Source organism: Rhizobium sp. OAE497 (assembly GCF_040546565.1).
In the GTDB taxonomy this organism is placed as follows: Bacteria; Pseudomonadota; Alphaproteobacteria; order Rhizobiales; family Rhizobiaceae; genus Rhizobium.
Genome location: NZ_JBEPOA010000002.1, coordinates 1,453,797 through 1,470,689, shown reverse-complemented (window position 1 = coordinate 1,470,689; position 16,893 = coordinate 1,453,797). Strand labels below are relative to the sequence as shown.

Below are 16,893 nucleotides of genomic sequence, written 5' to 3'. Positions count from 1 at the left end.
CTTCAATCCGGCCGAATACGAGGACCGCTACGAGGCGGCGCTGACCGAACTCGTCAAAGCCAAGATCGAGGGTCGCGAGCCGCCGAAGCGCAAGCCAAAGCCGGAGGGCAAGGTCGTCGATCTCATGGAGGCGCTGCGCCAGAGCGCCAAGATCGGCGGCAAATCGGGATCCGGTAAACCAGCCGCTAGCACATCCGGCCGCCGCAAGAAGGCGAGCTGACAATGGCGCTCGAAACCTATCAGCAAAAGCGCGACTTCAAGGTCACCCCGGAACCGCGCGGCGCGAAAGGCAAGAGCAAGGGCAACAGCTTCGTCATCCAGAAACATGATGCGACGCGCCTGCACTACGATTTCCGCCTGGAGATGGATGGGGTGTTGAAGAGCTGGGCGGTGACGCGCGGCCCGAGCCTCAATCCTGACGACAAGCGGCTCGCCGTCCATGTAGAGGATCATCCGCTCTCCTACGGTGATTTCGAGGGCGTGATCCCGAAGGGTCAGTATGGCGGCGGCACCGTCATCGTCTGGGACCGGGGCACCTGGGCGCCGCTCGGCGACGCAAAGAAAGCATATCGCAAGGGCCATATCGAATTCGAGCTTGATGGCGACAAGCTGAAGGGCCGCTGGCATCTGGTGCGGATGCACGGCAAGCCCGGCGAGAAACGCGAGAACTGGCTGCTGATCAAGGGTGAAGACGAGGAGGCCCGCCACGGCCGCCGCGAGGACATCCTGAAGAAACGTCCGGAATCCGCCAAGAGCGGACGGACGATCGAGCAGGTCGCCAAGAACCCCGATGACACCTGGAACTCCAAGCCGAATGGCCGCAAGACGGCTGCGAAACCCGCCGCCAAGGCCAAGGCGCAGCCGCAGGTGCACCAATGGCCGAAGGGCGCATGCAAGGTGGCGATGCCGGATTTCGTCGAGCCGGTGCTTGCCAAGCTGAAGCCGCGCCCGCCGGCAGGAGACGGCTGGATTCACGAGATCAAGTTCGACGGCTACCGCCTGCAGATCCGCATCCGCGACGGCAAGGTGACGATGCTGACGCGGACCGGGCTCGACTGGACCGAGAAGTTTGGCGAGGAGATCGCCGCCGCCTTCGGCGCGCTGCCTGTCGATAGCGCATTGATCGATGGCGAGCTCGTCGTCGAGCGGGAGAACGGCGCCTCCGACTTTTCGGCGCTTCAGCACGATCTGAGCGAAGGCCGCAGCGACCGCTTCTCCTACTACGCCTTCGACCTCATCTATCTCGACGGCCACGATCTGCAGAATGTCGCGCTTATCGACCGCAAGGCGCTGCTGGAAAAGCTGCTGCCCGCGGGCAGCGCAAAACTGCGCTACAGCGAGCATTTCAACGAGAATGGCGGCCTCGTTCTCGATCATGCTTCCCGGCTTGGTCTTGAGGGCGTGATCTCCAAGGACCGCCACAGCCATTACGTCTCGGGCCGAACCGGTGATTGGGTGAAGTCGAAATGCGTTCAACGCAGTGAGTTCGTCATCGGCGGATACGTTCCCTCGACATCGATGAAAAGCGCGATCGGCTCGCTTGCGATGGGCTACTATGACAAGGGCAAGCTGAAACATGTCGGCCGGGTCGGCACAGGCTACACCGTCAAGCTGTCGCACGATCTCTACCGGCAGCTTTCCAAGCTTGAGCAAACCGAAAGCGCCTTCGACGGCAGGCTGACGGCCGATGAGCGCCGCGGGCTGGTCTTCGTCAAGCCGGAGCTGGTGGCCGAGGTTGAGTTCAGTGCCTGGTCGGCGGATGGTAATCTGCGCCACGCCGCCTTTCGCGGCTTGCGCGAGGACAAGGCGGCGAAGGAAGTGGGGCGCGAAATGGGTGCAACTGCTGCAAAAGAGCTGCCGGTATCGGATGTGACGCTGACGCATCCCGATCGTATCTACTGGCCCGACGAAGGCATCACCAAGGCCGGCTTGGCGGATTACTACGCCAATGTCTGGGAACTGATAAAGCCTTTCGTCGTCAACCGGCCGCTATCGCTGCTGCGTCTGCCGGATGGCATATCGGGCAAGCAGCGCTTCTTCCAGAAACATGCCTGGAAGGGCATGAACGCCCATATCGAGGAGATCGCCGATCCCAAGGATCGCGGCGGCGACAAGCTGTTGCGGATCAAAGATTTCGACGGTCTCGTCGCGCTGGTGCAATCGGCCGTGCTGGAAATCCATCCCTGGGGCGCGACGACCGCCAAGTGGGAAAAGCCCGACATGGTGATCATGGATCTCGATCCGGCCGACGATGTGCCCTGGACTTCAGTCATTTCCGCCGCGCATGAGATCAAGGCGATCATGGAAGGCGAGGGGCTTGCGGCCTTCGTCAAGACCTCGGGCGGCAAGGGTCTGCATGTCGTCGCGCCGCTGGCCCCGAAAGCCGGCTGGACCGAGGTGAAAGCCTTCGCCAAATGGATCGCCGATACGATGGAAGCCTCCGACCCCTCCCGCTACATCGCCAAGGCGACGAAAGCAGAACGCAATGGCAAGATCTTCATCGACTACCTGCGCAACGGCCGCGGCAACACCGCCGTCGCCCCCTATTCGGCCCGCGCCCGCAAAGGCGCACCGGTTTCGATGCCCATAGACTGGAGCGAACTGACAAGCGAAATCGGCCCTGCCTATTTCACCATCGATAATACGCCTGCCAGGATCAACGCGCTGTCGCGCGATCCCTGGGCGGATTTCTTCGAAGCGGCAAAGCCGCTCGAAAAGAAGAAGCGGTCCTAGGGACCGCTCTTCCACGGATCATGCCGCAACCGTCTTCCGGCGGTCCAGCAATCCCGCGAGACCTGCCGCAAGCAGTGCCGATGTCGCCGGGATCAGGATCACGCAAAGCAATTCCCGCCCGGTCAAGGCGTCATCGAGCAGAAGTCCGGCAATCGAAGCAATCACTGCGCCGCCGCCAACGCTGACAGCGGCTGCCAGCCCTGCGGCCGTTCCTGCCAGATCGGGCTGGATGGCCAATATGCCGGAATTGGCGGCAGGCATGGTCAGCCCGTTGCCGATGCCGATGAAGATGCAGGCTGCGAAGAAGGCCGGAGGGGCGGTGATCCCGGCAACCGCGAGAGCCAGACCGCCGAGCAAGCCGGTGCATGTCAGTGTCCGTCCGGCGATCAGTACGACGGCGATTGGAACGCGGCCGGCATAACGTCCGGCGAGATAGCTGCCGAGAATGAAGCCCGCGGGCACCATCCCCATGTAGAGGCCGAGCCTTGCACTTGATCCGCCGAGCGCCTCGTTCATGACGAGAGGAGCTCCGGCAAGGAAGACGTAAAGCGTCCCCATCGAGCAGGCCATGCAGGCGGCATAGACGAGAAAACGCGGCGAGCCGAACAGCAGCCGGTACGATCCGAAATAGCCGTGCGCGTGCGATCGCTGCTTGCCAGCCTCATCACGAATTTCATGCGCGGCAAGCGCCAGCATGATTGCGCCGAGCGCGGCGAACATCACGAAATTTGCCCGCCAGCCGAAGAGCTCGCTGACCGCTCCGCCAATTGTCGGGCCCACCATCGGCGCGACTGCCCAGCCCATGGCGAGATAGCCGAACTTGCTGGCAGCCCTCTGCCCGCCCCAGCTTTCCTTGACGATGACGAGCGCGATGGAAAAGCAAGCGGCAATCGCCGCCTGCAAGGTGCGGAACAGCAGGAAGACATGGACATTGCCTGCGAGAGCGCAACCCGCCGAAGCCAGGACGAAGATCGACAGCGAGACCAGCACCACCGGCCTGCGCCCGAAACGGTCGGACAAGGCGCCGCCGATGATTTCGGCGAAGGCGGTCAGCGCGGCATAGGCTGCAACGCTGAGTGCCACCAACGCCGGATCGGCTCGCAGGTCGGCGGCGATCTCGGGAAGCGACGGCAGGATCAGGTTGACGGGCAGGACGGAGAGGGCGGTCAGCAGGACAAGCGTGATCAGCCGCGGTTTGGGTTGGCGTGCGCATGCGAGTTCGGATGCGGAGTTTCCGGTCATCGGTCGGTCTCTCGGGTGATGGGAAGAGGGATATCCGGCAGGCCGCTGCCCGGAATCCGGGCAATAAAAAAGGCCCCGCCGGGAGCCTGCTTACCGCGCATGGGTGCTTTCGCCGGATGGCTACGCCATCCTGCCCATGCGCCCTATCACCACTACGAGAACCGTCGCGATCATCATGCCATAGAGCTACCGGCAAACTTTGGGCCGGTCAATCGCGTGCGGAAATGAAAAGGGCGGCTTGCGCCGCCCTTCCGAAATCAGGCTGCCTTGGAGACGACGCCGTGCGGGTCGAGGACGAATTTCGTCGCCGCGCCCTGGTCGAAACTCTCGTAGCCCTGAGCGGCGTCTTCGAGCGAGATGACCTTGGCGTTGACGATATCGGCGATCGGCAGGCGGTCGTGCAGGATCGCCTGCATGAGCTGGCGATTGTACTTCAGAACCGGCGTCTGGCCGGTATGGAAGGACTGTGCCTTGGCCCAGCCGAGGCCGAAGCGCAGCGACAGGCTGCCCTGCTTGGCGGCCGCGTCCACCGCACCCGGATCCTCGGTGACGTAGAGGCCGGGAATGCCGATCGAGCCTGCGGCGCGGGTGATCTCCATCATCTGATTCAGGACGATCGCCGGCTGCTCGCCGCCGGAGTGACCGCGGGCTTCGAAGCCGACGGCGTCGATTGCGCTATCGACTTCATTGGTGCCGACGACCTGGGCGATCATGTCGCCGAGACGGTCGCTCTTCGACAGATCGATCGGCTCGAAGCCGACCTTGGCGGCATGGGCAAGACGATCCTTGTTGAAGTCGCCGATCATGACGACGGCAGCGCCGAGGATACGGGCCGAAGCTGCGGCGGCAAGACCGACCGGGCCGGCACCGGCGACATAGACCGTCGAGCCGACGCCGACACCGGCGCGGACCGCGCCATGGAAGCCGGTCGGCAGAATGTCGGACAGCATCGTCAGGTCGCGGATCTTCGCCATCGCCTTGTCGCGATCCGGGATCTTCAGGAGGTTGAAGTCGGCGTAGGGGATGGTGACGTAGCGTGCCTGTCCGCCGATCCAGCCGCCCATGTCGACATAGCCGTAGGCGCCGCCGGCGCGCGACGGGTTGACCGTCAGGCAGACGCCGGTGTCCTGCGATTTGCAGCAGCGGCAGCGGCCGCAGGCGACGTTGAACGGAACGGAGACGATATCGCCGATCTCGAGCATCTCGACATCGACGCCCTTTTCGATGACTTCGCCGGTGATTTCATGGCCGAGAACCAGGCCCGGCATCGCGGTCGTGCGGCCGCGGACCATGTGCTGGTCGGAGCCGCAAATGTTGGTGGAAATGACTTTCAGGATGACGCCGTGTTCGATGCGGCGGCCATCCGGCGCCTCCAGCTTCGGATCGTCGATGTCGCGGACTTCGACCTTGCCGGGTCCTAGATAGACGACGCCTCTGTTCTTGCTCATTTTCGTCTCCTCCGTTGAAAATGTCGCCATCCCGCGCGGCTCCTCCCGCTGCGGGCTGTGCTCACAGATTAGAGGATATGGAGACAGGCATCGTTCCGAATGCGACGGTTTGGGTCCGGAATTGGCCGCTCAATGACGCTTCGGCTGGCCGCTTTCCTTCGCCAGGCTCTTCTTCAGCGCGTCCATGATGTTGACGACATTGCCGGTCGATTTCACCGGCGGCGCCTTCTTGGCCGGCGCCATCTTCTTCATGGTCTTCAACTTGGCGCGGATGATACTCTGCAGCCGCTTCTGTACCGGATCCTGCATCATCGCCGGGCTCCAGTCCTGCGTCTGGTCCTTCACCAGTTTCTTCATCATCGCCAGCACCTTGGCGTCCGGCTTGGCGTCGATATCGACGGTGCCGGCAGGCTCGCGCAGCTCGTCGCCATAATGCAGCGTCCAGAGCACGATGCCCTTGCCCTGCGGCTCCAGAAGCACGGCGCGCTCGCGGCGGTAAAGCACCAGCCGCGCGATGCCGACCACGTCGTTTGCGGCCATCGCCTCGCGGATGACGCAGAATGCCTCGGTGCCGACCTTGTCTTCAGGCGCCAGGAAATGCGGCTTGTCGTACCAGATCCAGTCGATCGAGCCGCGCGGCACGAAGCTGTCGATATCGATCGTCCGCGTGCTCTCAAGGCCGACCTCATCGAGCTCGGCATCCTCGAGCAGCACATAATCGTCCTCGCCGCGCGGATAGCCCTTCACCTGCTCCTTGGCCGCAACCGGCCGATGGGTGACGCTGTCGACATAGCGGCTTTCGACGCGGTTCTTGGTGTTGCGGTTCAGGACGTTGAACCGCACCTTATTGCTGTCCGTCGTCGCAGGGGTCAGCGATACCTGTGCCGTCACCAGCGAGAGCTTCAGGTAGCCTTTCCAGAATGTCTGCCGGGGCATGGCTCGTCTCCTCACACAGCCTGATCGAGTTCGGGATAGTGGCGGAAGATGCCGTTGATGTTGAAGGCGAAGCGGCGATCCGATTTCAGGTAGGCCGCAATATTCGGCCGCTGTTCGACCATGTCATGCAGCGCTTGCAGCAACGGAAATTGCTTCTCGGAACCCTTCATCGCCTTCGGGAAAGCGTAGCGCAGCCCCTCGAGCACCTGAAACAGAGAGAGGTCGACATAGGTCAGTTTGTCGCCCGAGATATGCGTCGTTCCCTTCGGATTGTTGGCGATGACGCGTTCGAAATAGCCGAGGAACTTCGGGATGCGTTCCTTGATGAATTCGGCCGAGCGGGCCTTCGCCTCTTCCTTCTGGTCCTCATAGTAGAGCGAGGTGGCGATCGGGTGGTGCGTGTCGTGCACCTCAGCGACGAAATCGGTGATCGTCAGCTGCAGGCCGTTGAGCACATAGCGTGCTGTATCGTGCTTCGGCGCCAGGTCGAGCTTCGCTCCTAGATAGAAGAGGATATTGGCGACATGCGAGACGATCAGATCGCCATCCTTCAGAAAGGGCGGCGCGAAGGGGATGTCGGCGCTTGCGCTATCTTCCATGATCTTCATCATTGCACCGGTGCCGCGATCACTGCCGGATTCGCGCGTCACGTCGATGTAGCTGGCGCCAGCTTCCTCAAGCGCCAGGCGCACGAACTCGCCGCGCCCCTGTATTCCGTCCCAGTAATAGAGCTCGTATGCCATGCAATTCCCCGGCTAGCGTCATCCTGTTCCACCCCATGAAATGTGGCGGCTTCCCTATCCGTCAACGGGCGCGGCTCGTGCCTCAATGATGAGCGTGCTGCTCGTTGCGCTTGCGGGTCGCTGCGGCCTTCTTGGCAGACGCCGAACGCTCTGCCGCCGGGCGGGATGCCGACGCCTTGCCGCCGATCCGGCCACCCTTCTCGGAGGAGACGTGGGTATCCTTCTTGCCGCGTCCGGAGCCGGATTTGTTACCGCCGCCTTCTTCCTTGTTGACGGTGGCCCAGGCTCGGCGTTCGGCTTCCTTGCGGGAGACGCCGCGGTCTTCGTAGCCTTCTTCGATGTGTTCTGCCTTGCGCTTCTGCCTGTCGGTATAGGCCGATTTATCGCCTCTGGGCATGGCTGCCTCCTCTTCGTGCAAAGAGATTCCAACCGTTCGGAACCTGAAAGGTTCCGCTCTTTTTGCGCCGCAGAACGATTCTTACGTAAACGGAACAAAAGCCGCGTTAACCCTGTTTTTGGGGGCAAGTCCTGCAAACCTGATGACCAAACAGGAAGGAGCAGAGAGATGGATAACCACATCAGCGAAGCCGATGGAAACGGCAAGATCGATCTGAATGGCCAGCTGTCGCCTGTTGCCTACAGCCTCAAGGTAAGGAAGGGCACAGGCCGGTCCTTTGAGATCAGCGTACGGCTGCTCGCGCCACGCGACTGGCTGCTGCAGCGCGGTTTCGGCAGCGATGCCGTCCTGATCAGCGCCAGCGGTGCGCGCATTCCCGTCTATCATCCGGGCGGAGAGTTGGGCAGCGGCGATGCGCTATCCGTGGAGCTCGTCGCCCGCGACGACAGCTGCACCAGCACGGACGATATCGTCCGCAAATATCCGGAGTTCAACAGCGGCAGCCATAAGCTCGATGGTTTCTGAAGCCTCAGGCAATCGGGCGCTGCAACGCGGCGGTCTTGACGGCCTTGTCGAGAGCGGTGCTGCTGAACGGCTTGGTCAAAAGCACCGAGCCGGTAAAGCGGGCCGCTTCCGGCAGGCTGCTGTTGCCGGTCGCAAAGACGATCCCGACCGAGGGGAAGGCCGCCCGCGCCTTGGCCGCGAAGGCCGGGCCGGACATACCGGGCAAGCCGACGTCGGCGACGATGATATCGATCGCCGCGGCTGCCAGAATCTCCACGCCGCGCTCGCCGCTTTCCGCCTCGATCACCTCATAGCCGAGGTCCTGCAGGATCTCGGCGGTATCCATGCGGATGAAGGCGTCGTCCTCGACGAGAAGCAGCTTCAGCTTTTCCTGAATGATTTCGCGCGGCGGCGTACCGGGAGCGGCGGAGGCCGCTGCATGCCCCTGCCGGCGCTGCGCCTGATTGGCAAGCACATGGCGGATCTTCCGGGCGAGCGCTTCGCGCGTATAGGGTTTGGAGAGCAGTTCGAGGCCCGGATCCAGCCGTCCGCCGTGGACGATCGAGTTCTCTGTATATCCCGACGTATAGAGCACGCCGATATGCGGCAGCCGCTCGCGCGCCATGCGGGCAAGCTCCGGGCTCTTCAGCGTTCCGGGCATGACGACGTCTGTGAACAGCAGATCGATGTGGACACCGCTTTCGATGACGGTGAGCGCGCTCTGCGCATCGCGCGACTTCAGAACGTAATAGCCGAGATCGGTCAGCATCTCGACGACGGTGGCGCGCACGCCCTCATCGTCCTCGGCGACCAGGATGGTTTCGGTGCCGCCGACGGCCGGAACCGTCTCAATGCTCGCAATCCTGTCTTCGCTCTGGAAGGAGCGCGGCAAGTAGAGCTTGATCGTCGTGCCCTCTCCGACCTCGCTGTAGATCTTCACGTGGCCGCCGGATTGCTTGACGAAACCGTAGACCATCGAAAGACCAAGGCCGGTGCCTTTGCCCTCCGGCTTGGTGGAGAAGAACGGCTCGAAAGCCTGCTCGATCACGTCGGCGGTCATGCCCGAACCGGTGTCGGTCACTGCGAGCACGACATATTGCCCGGGCACGACCTCGGGATGCGTGCGGCTATAGGAATCGTCGAGGAAGGCATTGCCGACTTCGATCGTCAGCTTGCCGGAACCGTCCATCGCATCGCGAGCGTTGATCGCGAGGTTCAGCAGCGCATTCTCGATCTGGATCGGATCGGCAAACGTATTCCAGAGCCCGCCGGAGACGACGGTCTCGACCTCGATTTCTTCGCCGAGCGCGCGTCGCAGCATGTCGTCCATGCCGGCGACGAAGCGGCCGACATTGATGACTTTCGGCTCCAGCGGCTGGCGGCGGCCGAAGGCGAGAAGCTGGCTCGCCAGCCGCGATCCGCGATCGACAGCGGTCAGCGCATTGGAGATACGCTCCTTGGCGCGGGTATTGCTGGAGACATCCTTGCCGAGTAGCTGCAGATTGCCTGAAATGACCTGCAATAGATTGTTGAAGTCGTGCGCCACGCCGCCGGTGAGCTTGCCGATCGATTCCATCTTCTGGGCCTGCTGCAGGGCGGCCTCGGCCTGCTGGCGCTCGGCGATCTCGGCAGCGACGCGCACCTCGAGCGTCTCGTTGAGGCGGCGCAGCTGCTCCTCGACATTACGGCGCTGGTTGATCTCCATCTCCTGAGCGCGAACGAGCCGCGCATTGTCGATGGCAACAGCGGCCTGACCGGCGAGGCTAACGAGACTTGCCTCGGCCGCATCGTTGAACCGTCCGGGCTGGGCGTGACCGAAAAACAGGCCGCCGATCACGCTTCCGTCACGGGATTTGACCGGCACGGCGAGATAGCTGCGCACTGGCAGATGCCCCTTCGGCATTCCCTGATGCGGCGCGTTCTTGCCGTAGCGCGGATCTTGCAGGATATCGTCGGAGCGCACCACGCCCTCGCCGCTGAACGTCGGTGCGAAGACCTTGGTGTTGCGCGGCATCGGAAAGCGCTCGAAATTCTTCCGGTCGACGCCCGACAGCGCGTAGAGCATGTAGCTGCCGCCTTCGCCGTCATCGACATTGTAGAAGAAAGCGCCGAATTCCGCGCCGGTCAGCGCCACGCCGGCATCGACGGCAGTCTGCGTCAGCCGCTCGACATTGAGTTCGGCGGTGATCGCCGCACCGGCGGCGTTGACGATCGACAATGCGTCGGACTTGATCCGCAACTCATCCAGCGCGCGCCGCTCGCGCCGCTTGGCCATCACCTGCGCCGAGACTTCCATGGTGGCGCAGAGAATACCGGCTATCGAGCCGGTTTCATCGCGCAGTGGCGTGTAGGAGAAGGTGAACCAGGTATCGGCGACCTTGCCGGCGCGCCGCATCGGGACCAAAAGTTCCTCGAAAAGCTGTGCCTGGCCGCTCAGCGTGGCCTTCACGATCGGTTCGAACTGCTGCCAGATATCGCTCCAGACCTCACGGAACGGACGGCCGAGCGCCTGCGGGTGGCGCTCCGCGAAAACGGGCACATAGGCATCGTTGTAGATGAAGGCGAGGTCGGGTCCCCAAGCCACGAACTTCGCATGGCGGGAATTCAGCATTGCGTCGGCGTAGTAGCGCAGCGAGGCAGGCCACTGATCGACAGGCCCTATGCCCGAGGCGTGGAATGCTGGATCCCGGAGCATCTTGCCGATTTCGCCGCCACCTTTCGGCCAATCGCCTTCAGTCTGCCCCGTCATTCATTTCACTTCCGTGCCAAGCCGCGAAGACGCGGCGCGATGCTGCCCAATTGCAGCTAAAATAGAGGGTCGCACGTATAGGGAAAGGGCTTGCGGAAAATAAGCTTAACACGCGTTTATTCGCTGAGGCGAATAACTGCCGGGTGGAAGAATTTTACTTGCGATTGAAGCGCTGCGCCGCAGCGATCGCCTTGGCGATATCGAAGAAGCGGCCCGATGTGGTGCGGCGTTCAGGAAAGACGAAACCGACCATGTTGTCGATCGCAAGCACCAGCCCGAGAGCCAGGATCAGATAGGCGAGAGCGGCGATCGTCAGGACCAGCATTTCCCCTCACACCGGAACGACGAACATGTAGCAGCTGGCTACAATCAGGGACACGAGGATGACGTCGAAATAGCCTTTGTTCATAGCGGTTCTCCCATTCTCGCCATAAACATTCGAGGCGATCTTTGGTTCCGCCATTCGTGGCCATTTCACGGCAATTTTTTGAAGCTGCCCCGCTGTTGACGCCATTTTCCTGGAATTATCCCCCCGGGGCGCGAGCCGCCCGTGAATCACACCATAAAACGCAAGTAATTCAGATATATGACATGAAACAGCGGACGCGGTTTTCATCGCGTCTGCGCGTCGCCGACTGGCATGCTGCTTCGTCTGCCTTCAGGCAGACTTGCGGCTTGCCGTCTTCTTCGGAGCGGCTGCAGCTTTGACGGCGCCATTGGTCTTGGTGCCGGTCGTTGCGGTCCGCTTTGCCCTGGTCTTTACTTCGGTGCCGTCCTTGGAGGCCGCAGAGGTTTCGAGCGTCTCACGCTCTTTCCTTGCCTGCTCCCAATGAATTGAATCGCGCCCCGTCGGATGGCCCTCTTCTTCCCAGAGAGCATATGCACGCTTCTTGATCCACTCTTCGCGAGTTTCTGCCATCGCTGATCTCCCGTCACAACATGCCGCAGTCAAACGCTAGACTAGGTGGGATGGTTCCAGAGGAATCATGCAGTTTCAAGAAGAATTTTGACACACTGCAAAACATTGTTTGCGCTGCAACATAAATGGGCAGTGAAGCCTCTTTAATATTCAGTGGTTTGTACTTTTCTGCCGAATAAAACGGCGTTCGCGCATCCCGCGCAGAAACGCCAACGCCGCAGGGAACAAGCGGCCGCTCCCGGCAGTTCAAGACCCGTCGCATCAGATCAAGCGGGGTAGGCATGCAGAAGACGGGAAAGCGCAGGATGGCCTGGGGGCCGCAAGCAATCGATGGCGGCATGCGCTTTCGTCTGTGGGCGCCGGGAGAGGCCGAGGTCTCGCTGCGCCTCAATGGACGCGATATGCCGATGGTGCGTTTCGAGGATGGCTGGTTCGAGGCGGCGATCGCCGACGTGAGAGCGGGCGACGCCTATGCCTTCGTCACCGGGGATGGCCGCGCAGTACCCGACCCAGCCGCCCGCCGCCAAAGGGGCGACGTCCACGGATTGTCGCTTGTCGCTTCCTCCGACTACCGCTGGCGCTCCGACAGCTGGACGGGCCGCGACTGGGAAGAGGCCGTCATCAGCGAAATCCATATCGGCACCTTCACGCAAGCAGGCACTCTCGCCGGTGCTGCCGAACATCTCGCCGATCTCGCGGCGGCAGGGATTACCGCAATCGAGATCATGCCGGTGGCGCAATTTGCGGGTCAGCGCGGCTGGGGCTATGACGGCGTGCTGCATTATGCGCCGCATCCCGCCTATGGCACGCCGGATGAGTTCCGCGCCTTCATCGATGCCGCGCATGCCGAGGGCATCATGGTGCTGCTCGATGTCGTCTATAATCACTTCGGCCCGGAAGGGAATTATCTCCACAGCTATGCGCCGGAGTTCTTTCGCACCGACCGGGCGACGCCCTGGGGCGATGCCATCGATTTCAGCCAACCGGCGGTGCGCCGCTATTTCATCGACAATGCGCTCTACTGGATCGGCGATTTCCGGCTGGATGGCCTGAGGCTCGATGCCGTCGAGCAGATCCATGACACGTCGGCCCGCCATGTTTTGGACGAGCTGGCACAGGAGGTACGGGCTGCCTTTGCCGATCGCAAAGTGCATCTGGTCATCGAGGACCAGCGAAACCTGGTGAGCCTTCTCGAACGCGACACCCGCGGCGGCGTCAAGGCGTTCACTGCGGAGTGGAACGACGACTTCCATCACGTCGCCCATATCATCGCGACCGGCGAGGCTGATGGTCACTACACCGCCTTTGCCGGAGAGCTCTGGCAGAAGACTCGGCTCGCCCTGCAGCACGGCTTTGTCTATCCGGACCGTGCCGATCCGCCTGTGCTGCCTGACGGCGAGCGCGTCTACCTGCCGCCGGAAGCCTTCATCAACTTCCTGCAGAACCACGACCAGATCGGCAACCGCGCCTTCGGCGAGCGTCTCGTCAGCCTTGCCCCGCAAGAGACGGTCGAGGCGCTGACCGCCATCATGATGCTGTCGCCGCAGATACCCTTCCTGTTCATGGGCGAAGACTATGGCGAGAGCCAGCCCTTCTATTTCTTCTGCGACTATACCGGAGAACTCGGCGAGATCGTCCGCAAGGGGCGCATGGCCGAGGCGGAAGGTTTTGGCGGGTTGAAGGACGGCCGCTCGAAGGATGAGCTGCCGGACCCGAATGCACGGTCGACCTTCGACGGCTCGAAGCTGCAATGGCAGCGCGCCGAAAGCCCGGAAGGCCGGCGCCGGAGAGATCTCGTGCGCGAGCTTGCCCGTCTCCGCCAGCTGCATATCGTTCCGCTGATCAAGGAGACCGGCCGGGTGTATGCGAAGGCGTTGGAGACCACGGACGGCGGCCTGGCGATCGATTGGCATATGGAGGGTGCGGTGCTGCAGCTGCGCGCCAACCTTTCGGGAGAGCCGTTGACGCTACCCGCCACCAGCGGCCGGTCGATCTACGGCGCGCCGCCGGATAGCGGGCTCTATGCGCAGAACACGGTTGTTTTCGCGATCGCCTGATCCCTAATGAAAAATTCGCGCAGGACGCGAAGGGCGGCGAATTGAACGCCGCCACTTTACGTCTATATTTCGAGCCGATGTTCTATCTCATATCGACTTACTGGCCGCATATTCTCTTCGTCATATCGATCGCCATGGGAGCAGCGGCGGCGATTCATGCTGCCATGACCAAGGAAGAGGTGCGCGCCGCGATCGGCTGGGTCGGCGTCATTATCCTGTCGCCAATCGTCGGCGCCGTGCTTTATGCGATCGCGGGTGTGAACCGCATTCGCCGCAAGTCGCTCAGCCTGCGGCGCGACGCGCTGTTGCCCGAGGATGAACTCGATGAACTCGAGACTTTCGATGCCGACGCCGAGACGGTCATCGGCGGATTCGGCTACCGTTTCGCCGCGCTGCAGACGCTCGGCGATCGCGTCGCACGCAATCCGCTGACGACGGGCAACACGATCGACATGTTGGAGAATGGCGACGATGCCTATCGCGCCATGAAGACGGCGATCGATGGCGCCGCGCGCAGCGTCCTTCTGGAAACCTACATCTTCGATCGCGACAAGATCGGCCTCAGGATCGCCGATGCGTTGATCGCGGCGGTCAAGCGCGGCGTCGAGGTTCGCGTGCTGATCGACGCGGTTGGCGCGCGCTACTCGGTGCCGAGCATTCTCGGCTATCTCTCGGAAGGCGGCGTCACCGTCTCGGTCTTCAACGGCAATGTCATCATGGGCCTCCGGCTGCCCTATGCCAATCTGCGCACCCACCGCAAGATCGTCATCGTCGACGGCCGGATGGCGCTGACCGGCGGCATGAACATCCGCGAGGGGTTCAGCGAGGAGATATCGGGCGAGGGCTATGCCCGCGACACGCATTTCTCGGTGACCGGCCCCGCCGTCGCCGATCTCTTCGACGTGGCCGCCGAAGACTGGCGCTTTGCGACCGGCGAACTCCTGAACGGAGAGCCCTGGCGGATCGAGACGCCGGAGCGCGAACCCGGCGATCCCGTTTTCATGCGCGTCGTCGCCTCCGGTCCTGACCGCAGCGTCGAGACCAATCACAAGATGCTGATGGGCGCCTTCTCCGTGGCGCGCAAGTCGATCCGCATCATGTCGCCCTATTTTCTGCCGGATCGGGAGCTGATCAGCGCGTTGGTCACGGCGGCGCGTCGCGGCGTCGAGGTCGATATCGTCGTACCCGCCGTCAACAATCTGATGTTGGTCGACAGGGCAATGACGGCGCAGTTCGACCAGATCCTCAAGAATTACTGCCGCATTTGGCGGGCGACTGGCAGCTTTAGCCATTCGAAGCTGCTGACGGTCGATGGCGCCTGGGCCTATGTCGGCTCGTCGAATATCGATCCCAGATCGCTGCGGCTGAATTTCGAGATCGATCTCGAAGTCTTCAACGAGGGATTTGCCGCCGAGATCGACGAACATCTCGAGGAACTCCTGCGCACGGCAACGCCCGTCACGCTCGAGGGGCTGCGGTCGAGACCTTTCTATGTGCGGCTGGTCGAAAAGGTGCTGTGGCTCGGTTCGCCCTATCTCTGATTTTCTTGATCCAAGCTATGGCCGCCCGCGGCGTGCTGCCTATAATCCCTTCCAGAGCCACTTTCGATCAACGGAGCCATGCCCACTCCGATGCATGCCAGAAAAGACAGCCTCCCCGCTAACATCCTCGCTTCGATCCGCAACAGGAAGAAGCGGCTGGACGCTGCGCTTGCCGAGGCGCGTCCGCGCGCCGAGGGCACGCTGATCGCCTCCTACAACGTCCATAAATGCGTCGGCGTCGACCGCCGCTTCGATCCTGAGCGTACGAGCCGCGTCATCCACGAGATTGATGCCGATGTCATCGCGCTGCAGGAGGCCGATACCCGTTTCGGGGAGCGCACCGGCATTCTCGATCTGTCCCGCCTGGAGCGCGAGACCGGGCTGATCCCGGTGCCGGTCTCCGGCATGGCGAAGGCGCATGGCTGGCACGGCAATGTTGTGCTGTTCAAGAAGGGGCTTGTCCGCGACGTCCACCAGATCGTTCTGCCGGGACTGGAGCCGCGCGGAGCCCTCGTTGCCGAAATCGAACTCGAACGCGGCGGCGCCTTGCGCATCATCGCCGCCCATTTCGGGCTGCTGCGCCATTCGCGCGCGCGCCAGGCGCAGATGCTGGTCGAATTGATGAACGACCGCCACGAGATGCCGACCATCCTGCTCGGCGATCTCAACGAGTGGCGGTTGGGCGACCGCTCCTCGCTCAACACCTTTCAGTCGGCCTTCGGCCCGCAACCGCCCGCCGTTCCCAGTTTCCCGGCGCGCCTGCCTGTCCTGGCGCTCGACCGGATCATGGCGAACCGAAAGGGCGTGCTGACGACGGTCGAGGCCCACGACACGCCGCTCTCCCGCGTCGCCTCGGACCACCTGCCAATCAAGGCGATCGTCAATCTGCAGCAGATCGAAAAACTGACGACGGCATAGGCTTTTTCAGTGCATTTGCTCGGCATAGATGAAGTGGTTGCCGGGCTTTGCGGCGATGACCGCATCGAGCGTGGCAGCGGCAATCGCTTCTGCCGGATTGAGATGGAATTTGTTCGGCAAAACCGGCGCCAGAAGCCGGACCAATGCCAGCGCCGCTCTTTCCGCCCGCCGCGTTTCCTTCCGGTCGCCGCCGATCAGGCTTGGCCTGCAGATCGTCAGCGATTGAAACCCGATCTTCTGGATGTCCCGTTCGACCTCGCCTTTCGTCCGCGTGTAGAAGTTGACGGATGTCGCAGAAGCGCCCATGGCGGACACGAGGGCATAGGTTTTGATACCGGCGTCAAACGCAGCCTTGCCGAACGCAATCGGCAGTTCGTGGTCGACGTAGCGAAACGCCTCCTTCGAGCCGGCTTTGGCTTGCGTCGTGCCGAGAGCGCACAAGACCGCGTCCGGCTGGTGGGAGATGGAGCTTTGAACAAGCTCCTCCAGACGCTCTGCGACGGGGTTCAGCAACCGGTCGCGGGCGGGGAGCGGCGTTCTTGCCGGCGCAATGACCTCGGACATTGCGGCGTTGGCAAGCGCCAACTCCAATGCCTTGTTGCCGACAAGCCCCGTCGCGCCTAGCAATAACAGCTTCATTTTCCACTCTCACAACTTGAGATAACGACCCGTAGAGAACGCCACGCCCCGGAAACCGTCAAGCGAT

15 protein-coding genes and 1 pseudogene are annotated in these 16,893 nt (G+C 62.4%); 6 read left to right on the top strand and 10 right to left on the bottom strand.

Going from position 1 to position 16,893, the window contains the following annotated elements; all coding sequences use genetic code 11:
* Both ABIE40_RS26440 and ligD read left to right on the top strand, forming a co-directional pair.
* Positions 1-220: pseudogene (locus ABIE40_RS26440) on the top strand (non-homologous end joining protein Ku); the annotation flags it as partial.
* Positions 221-222: 2 nt separating this feature from the next.
* Positions 223-2,733, top strand: coding sequence for a DNA ligase D (gene ligD / locus ABIE40_RS26435; protein ID WP_199625388.1), 2,511 nt, complete (start codon positions 223-225; stop codon positions 2,731-2,733).
* A gap of 18 nt (positions 2,734-2,751) precedes the next feature.
* On the opposite strand, the gene ABIE40_RS26430 is transcribed toward ligD, so the two are convergent.
* The 5 genes from ABIE40_RS26430 to ABIE40_RS26410 form a co-directional block, all read right to left on the bottom strand.
* Positions 2,752-3,975, bottom strand: a complete 1,224-nt coding sequence (locus tag ABIE40_RS26430) for an MFS transporter (RefSeq protein ID WP_199625387.1) — start codon at positions 3,973-3,975, stop codon at positions 2,752-2,754.
* Positions 3,976-4,232: 257 nt separating this feature from the next.
* The gene (gene fdhA, locus ABIE40_RS26425) at positions 4,233-5,423 is read right to left on the bottom strand and encodes a formaldehyde dehydrogenase, glutathione-independent (protein WP_199625386.1); all 1,191 of its coding nucleotides are present in this window, start codon (positions 5,421-5,423) and stop codon (positions 4,233-4,235) included.
* A 129-nt stretch (positions 5,424-5,552) separates the two neighbouring features.
* The gene (gene ku / locus ABIE40_RS26420) at positions 5,553-6,359 is read right to left on the bottom strand and encodes a non-homologous end joining protein Ku (protein WP_199625385.1); all 807 of its coding nucleotides are present in this window, start codon (positions 6,357-6,359) and stop codon (positions 5,553-5,555) included.
* An 11-nt stretch (positions 6,360-6,370) separates the two neighbouring features.
* Positions 6,371-7,102 (bottom strand): glutathione S-transferase, encoded by a 732-nt coding sequence (locus ABIE40_RS26415; protein ID WP_199625384.1) that lies wholly within the window; start codon positions 7,100-7,102, stop codon positions 6,371-6,373.
* An 82-nt stretch (positions 7,103-7,184) separates the two neighbouring features.
* On the bottom strand, positions 7,185-7,499 hold the full coding sequence (locus ABIE40_RS26410; RefSeq protein WP_199625383.1) for a plasmid stabilization protein: 315 nt from the start codon (positions 7,497-7,499) through the stop codon (positions 7,185-7,187).
* A gap of 168 nt (positions 7,500-7,667) precedes the next feature.
* Here ABIE40_RS26410 and ABIE40_RS26405 point away from each other — a divergent pair, with 168 nt between their 5' ends.
* Entirely contained in the window at positions 7,668-8,024 is a 357-nt protein-coding gene (locus tag ABIE40_RS26405) for a hypothetical protein (RefSeq protein WP_112712231.1), read from the top strand.
* Between the two features lie 4 nt (positions 8,025-8,028).
* Here the strand turns inward: ABIE40_RS26405 and ABIE40_RS26400 are convergent, their stop codons facing one another.
* The 4 genes from ABIE40_RS26400 to ABIE40_RS26385 form a co-directional block, all read right to left on the bottom strand.
* Complete coding sequence (locus ABIE40_RS26400; RefSeq protein WP_199625382.1) at positions 8,029-10,752, bottom strand: hybrid sensor histidine kinase/response regulator; 2,724 nt, start codon at positions 10,750-10,752, stop codon at positions 8,029-8,031.
* Positions 10,753-10,906: 154 nt separating this feature from the next.
* Positions 10,907-11,077, bottom strand: a complete 171-nt coding sequence (locus tag ABIE40_RS26395) for a hypothetical protein (RefSeq protein WP_165402756.1) — start codon at positions 11,075-11,077, stop codon at positions 10,907-10,909.
* Between the two features lie 6 nt (positions 11,078-11,083).
* Positions 11,084-11,368, bottom strand: a complete 285-nt coding sequence (locus ABIE40_RS26390; protein WP_210340980.1) for a hypothetical protein — start codon at positions 11,366-11,368, stop codon at positions 11,084-11,086.
* A 42-nt stretch (positions 11,369-11,410) separates the two neighbouring features.
* Positions 11,411-11,671, bottom strand: coding sequence for a DUF2934 domain-containing protein (locus ABIE40_RS26385; RefSeq protein ID WP_130283617.1), 261 nt, complete (start codon positions 11,669-11,671; stop codon positions 11,411-11,413).
* Positions 11,672-11,952: 281 nt separating this feature from the next.
* Here ABIE40_RS26385 and treZ point away from each other — a divergent pair, with 281 nt between their 5' ends.
* From treZ to ABIE40_RS26370, 3 genes are all read left to right on the top strand, one after another.
* Positions 11,953-13,728 (top strand): malto-oligosyltrehalose trehalohydrolase, encoded by a 1,776-nt coding sequence (treZ, locus tag ABIE40_RS26380; protein WP_199625381.1) that lies wholly within the window; start codon positions 11,953-11,955, stop codon positions 13,726-13,728.
* 77 nt (positions 13,729-13,805) lie between these two features.
* Positions 13,806-15,269 (top strand): phospholipase D-like domain-containing protein, encoded by a 1,464-nt coding sequence (locus tag ABIE40_RS26375; RefSeq protein ID WP_199625380.1) that lies wholly within the window; start codon positions 13,806-13,808, stop codon positions 15,267-15,269.
* Between the two features lie 90 nt (positions 15,270-15,359).
* Positions 15,360-16,187 carry an endonuclease/exonuclease/phosphatase family protein gene (locus ABIE40_RS26370; protein ID WP_130283621.1) on the top strand — a complete coding sequence of 276 codons (828 nt, stop codon included), beginning with the start codon at positions 15,360-15,362 and terminating at the stop codon, positions 16,185-16,187.
* A 6-nt stretch (positions 16,188-16,193) separates the two neighbouring features.
* Here ABIE40_RS26370 and ABIE40_RS26365 read toward each other — a convergent pair whose 3' ends face one another.
* Complete coding sequence (locus ABIE40_RS26365; protein WP_199625379.1) at positions 16,194-16,772, bottom strand: Rossmann-fold NAD(P)-binding domain-containing protein; 579 nt, start codon at positions 16,770-16,772, stop codon at positions 16,194-16,196.
* Between the last annotated feature and the right edge of the window lie 121 nt (positions 16,773-16,893).

Excerpts from the sequence above, each read along its gene's own strand:
- treZ (WP_199625381.1), top strand. The coding sequence starts at position 11,953 with ATGCAGAAGACGGGAAAGCGCAGGATGGCCTGGGGGCCGCAAGCAATC.
- ABIE40_RS26430 (WP_199625387.1), bottom strand. The coding sequence starts at position 3,975 with ATGACCGGAAACTCCGCATCCGAACTCGCATGCGCACGCCAACCCAAA.
- ABIE40_RS26385 (WP_130283617.1), bottom strand. The coding sequence starts at position 11,671 with ATGGCAGAAACTCGCGAAGAGTGGATCAAGAAGCGTGCATATGCTCTC.
- ABIE40_RS26405 (WP_112712231.1), top strand. The coding sequence starts at position 7,668 with ATGGATAACCACATCAGCGAAGCCGATGGAAACGGCAAGATCGATCTG.
- ABIE40_RS26370 (WP_130283621.1), top strand. The coding sequence starts at position 15,360 with ATGCATGCCAGAAAAGACAGCCTCCCCGCTAACATCCTCGCTTCGATC.
- ligD (WP_199625388.1), top strand. The coding sequence starts at position 223 with ATGGCGCTCGAAACCTATCAGCAAAAGCGCGACTTCAAGGTCACCCCG.
- ABIE40_RS26410 (WP_199625383.1), bottom strand. The coding sequence starts at position 7,499 with ATGCCCAGAGGCGATAAATCGGCCTATACCGACAGGCAGAAGCGCAAG.
- ABIE40_RS26395 (WP_165402756.1), bottom strand. The coding sequence starts at position 11,077 with ATGCTGGTCCTGACGATCGCCGCTCTCGCCTATCTGATCCTGGCTCTC.
- ABIE40_RS26400 (WP_199625382.1), bottom strand. The coding sequence starts at position 10,752 with ATGACGGGGCAGACTGAAGGCGATTGGCCGAAAGGTGGCGGCGAAATC.
- ABIE40_RS26415 (WP_199625384.1), bottom strand. The coding sequence starts at position 7,102 with ATGGCATACGAGCTCTATTACTGGGACGGAATACAGGGGCGCGGCGAG.
- ABIE40_RS26390 (WP_210340980.1), bottom strand. The coding sequence starts at position 11,368 with ATGAAAACCGCGTCCGCTGTTTCATGTCATATATCTGAATTACTTGCG.
- ABIE40_RS26375 (WP_199625380.1), top strand. The coding sequence starts at position 13,806 with ATGTTCTATCTCATATCGACTTACTGGCCGCATATTCTCTTCGTCATA.
- ku (WP_199625385.1), bottom strand. The coding sequence starts at position 6,359 with ATGCCCCGGCAGACATTCTGGAAAGGCTACCTGAAGCTCTCGCTGGTG.
- fdhA (WP_199625386.1), bottom strand. The coding sequence starts at position 5,423 with ATGAGCAAGAACAGAGGCGTCGTCTATCTAGGACCCGGCAAGGTCGAA.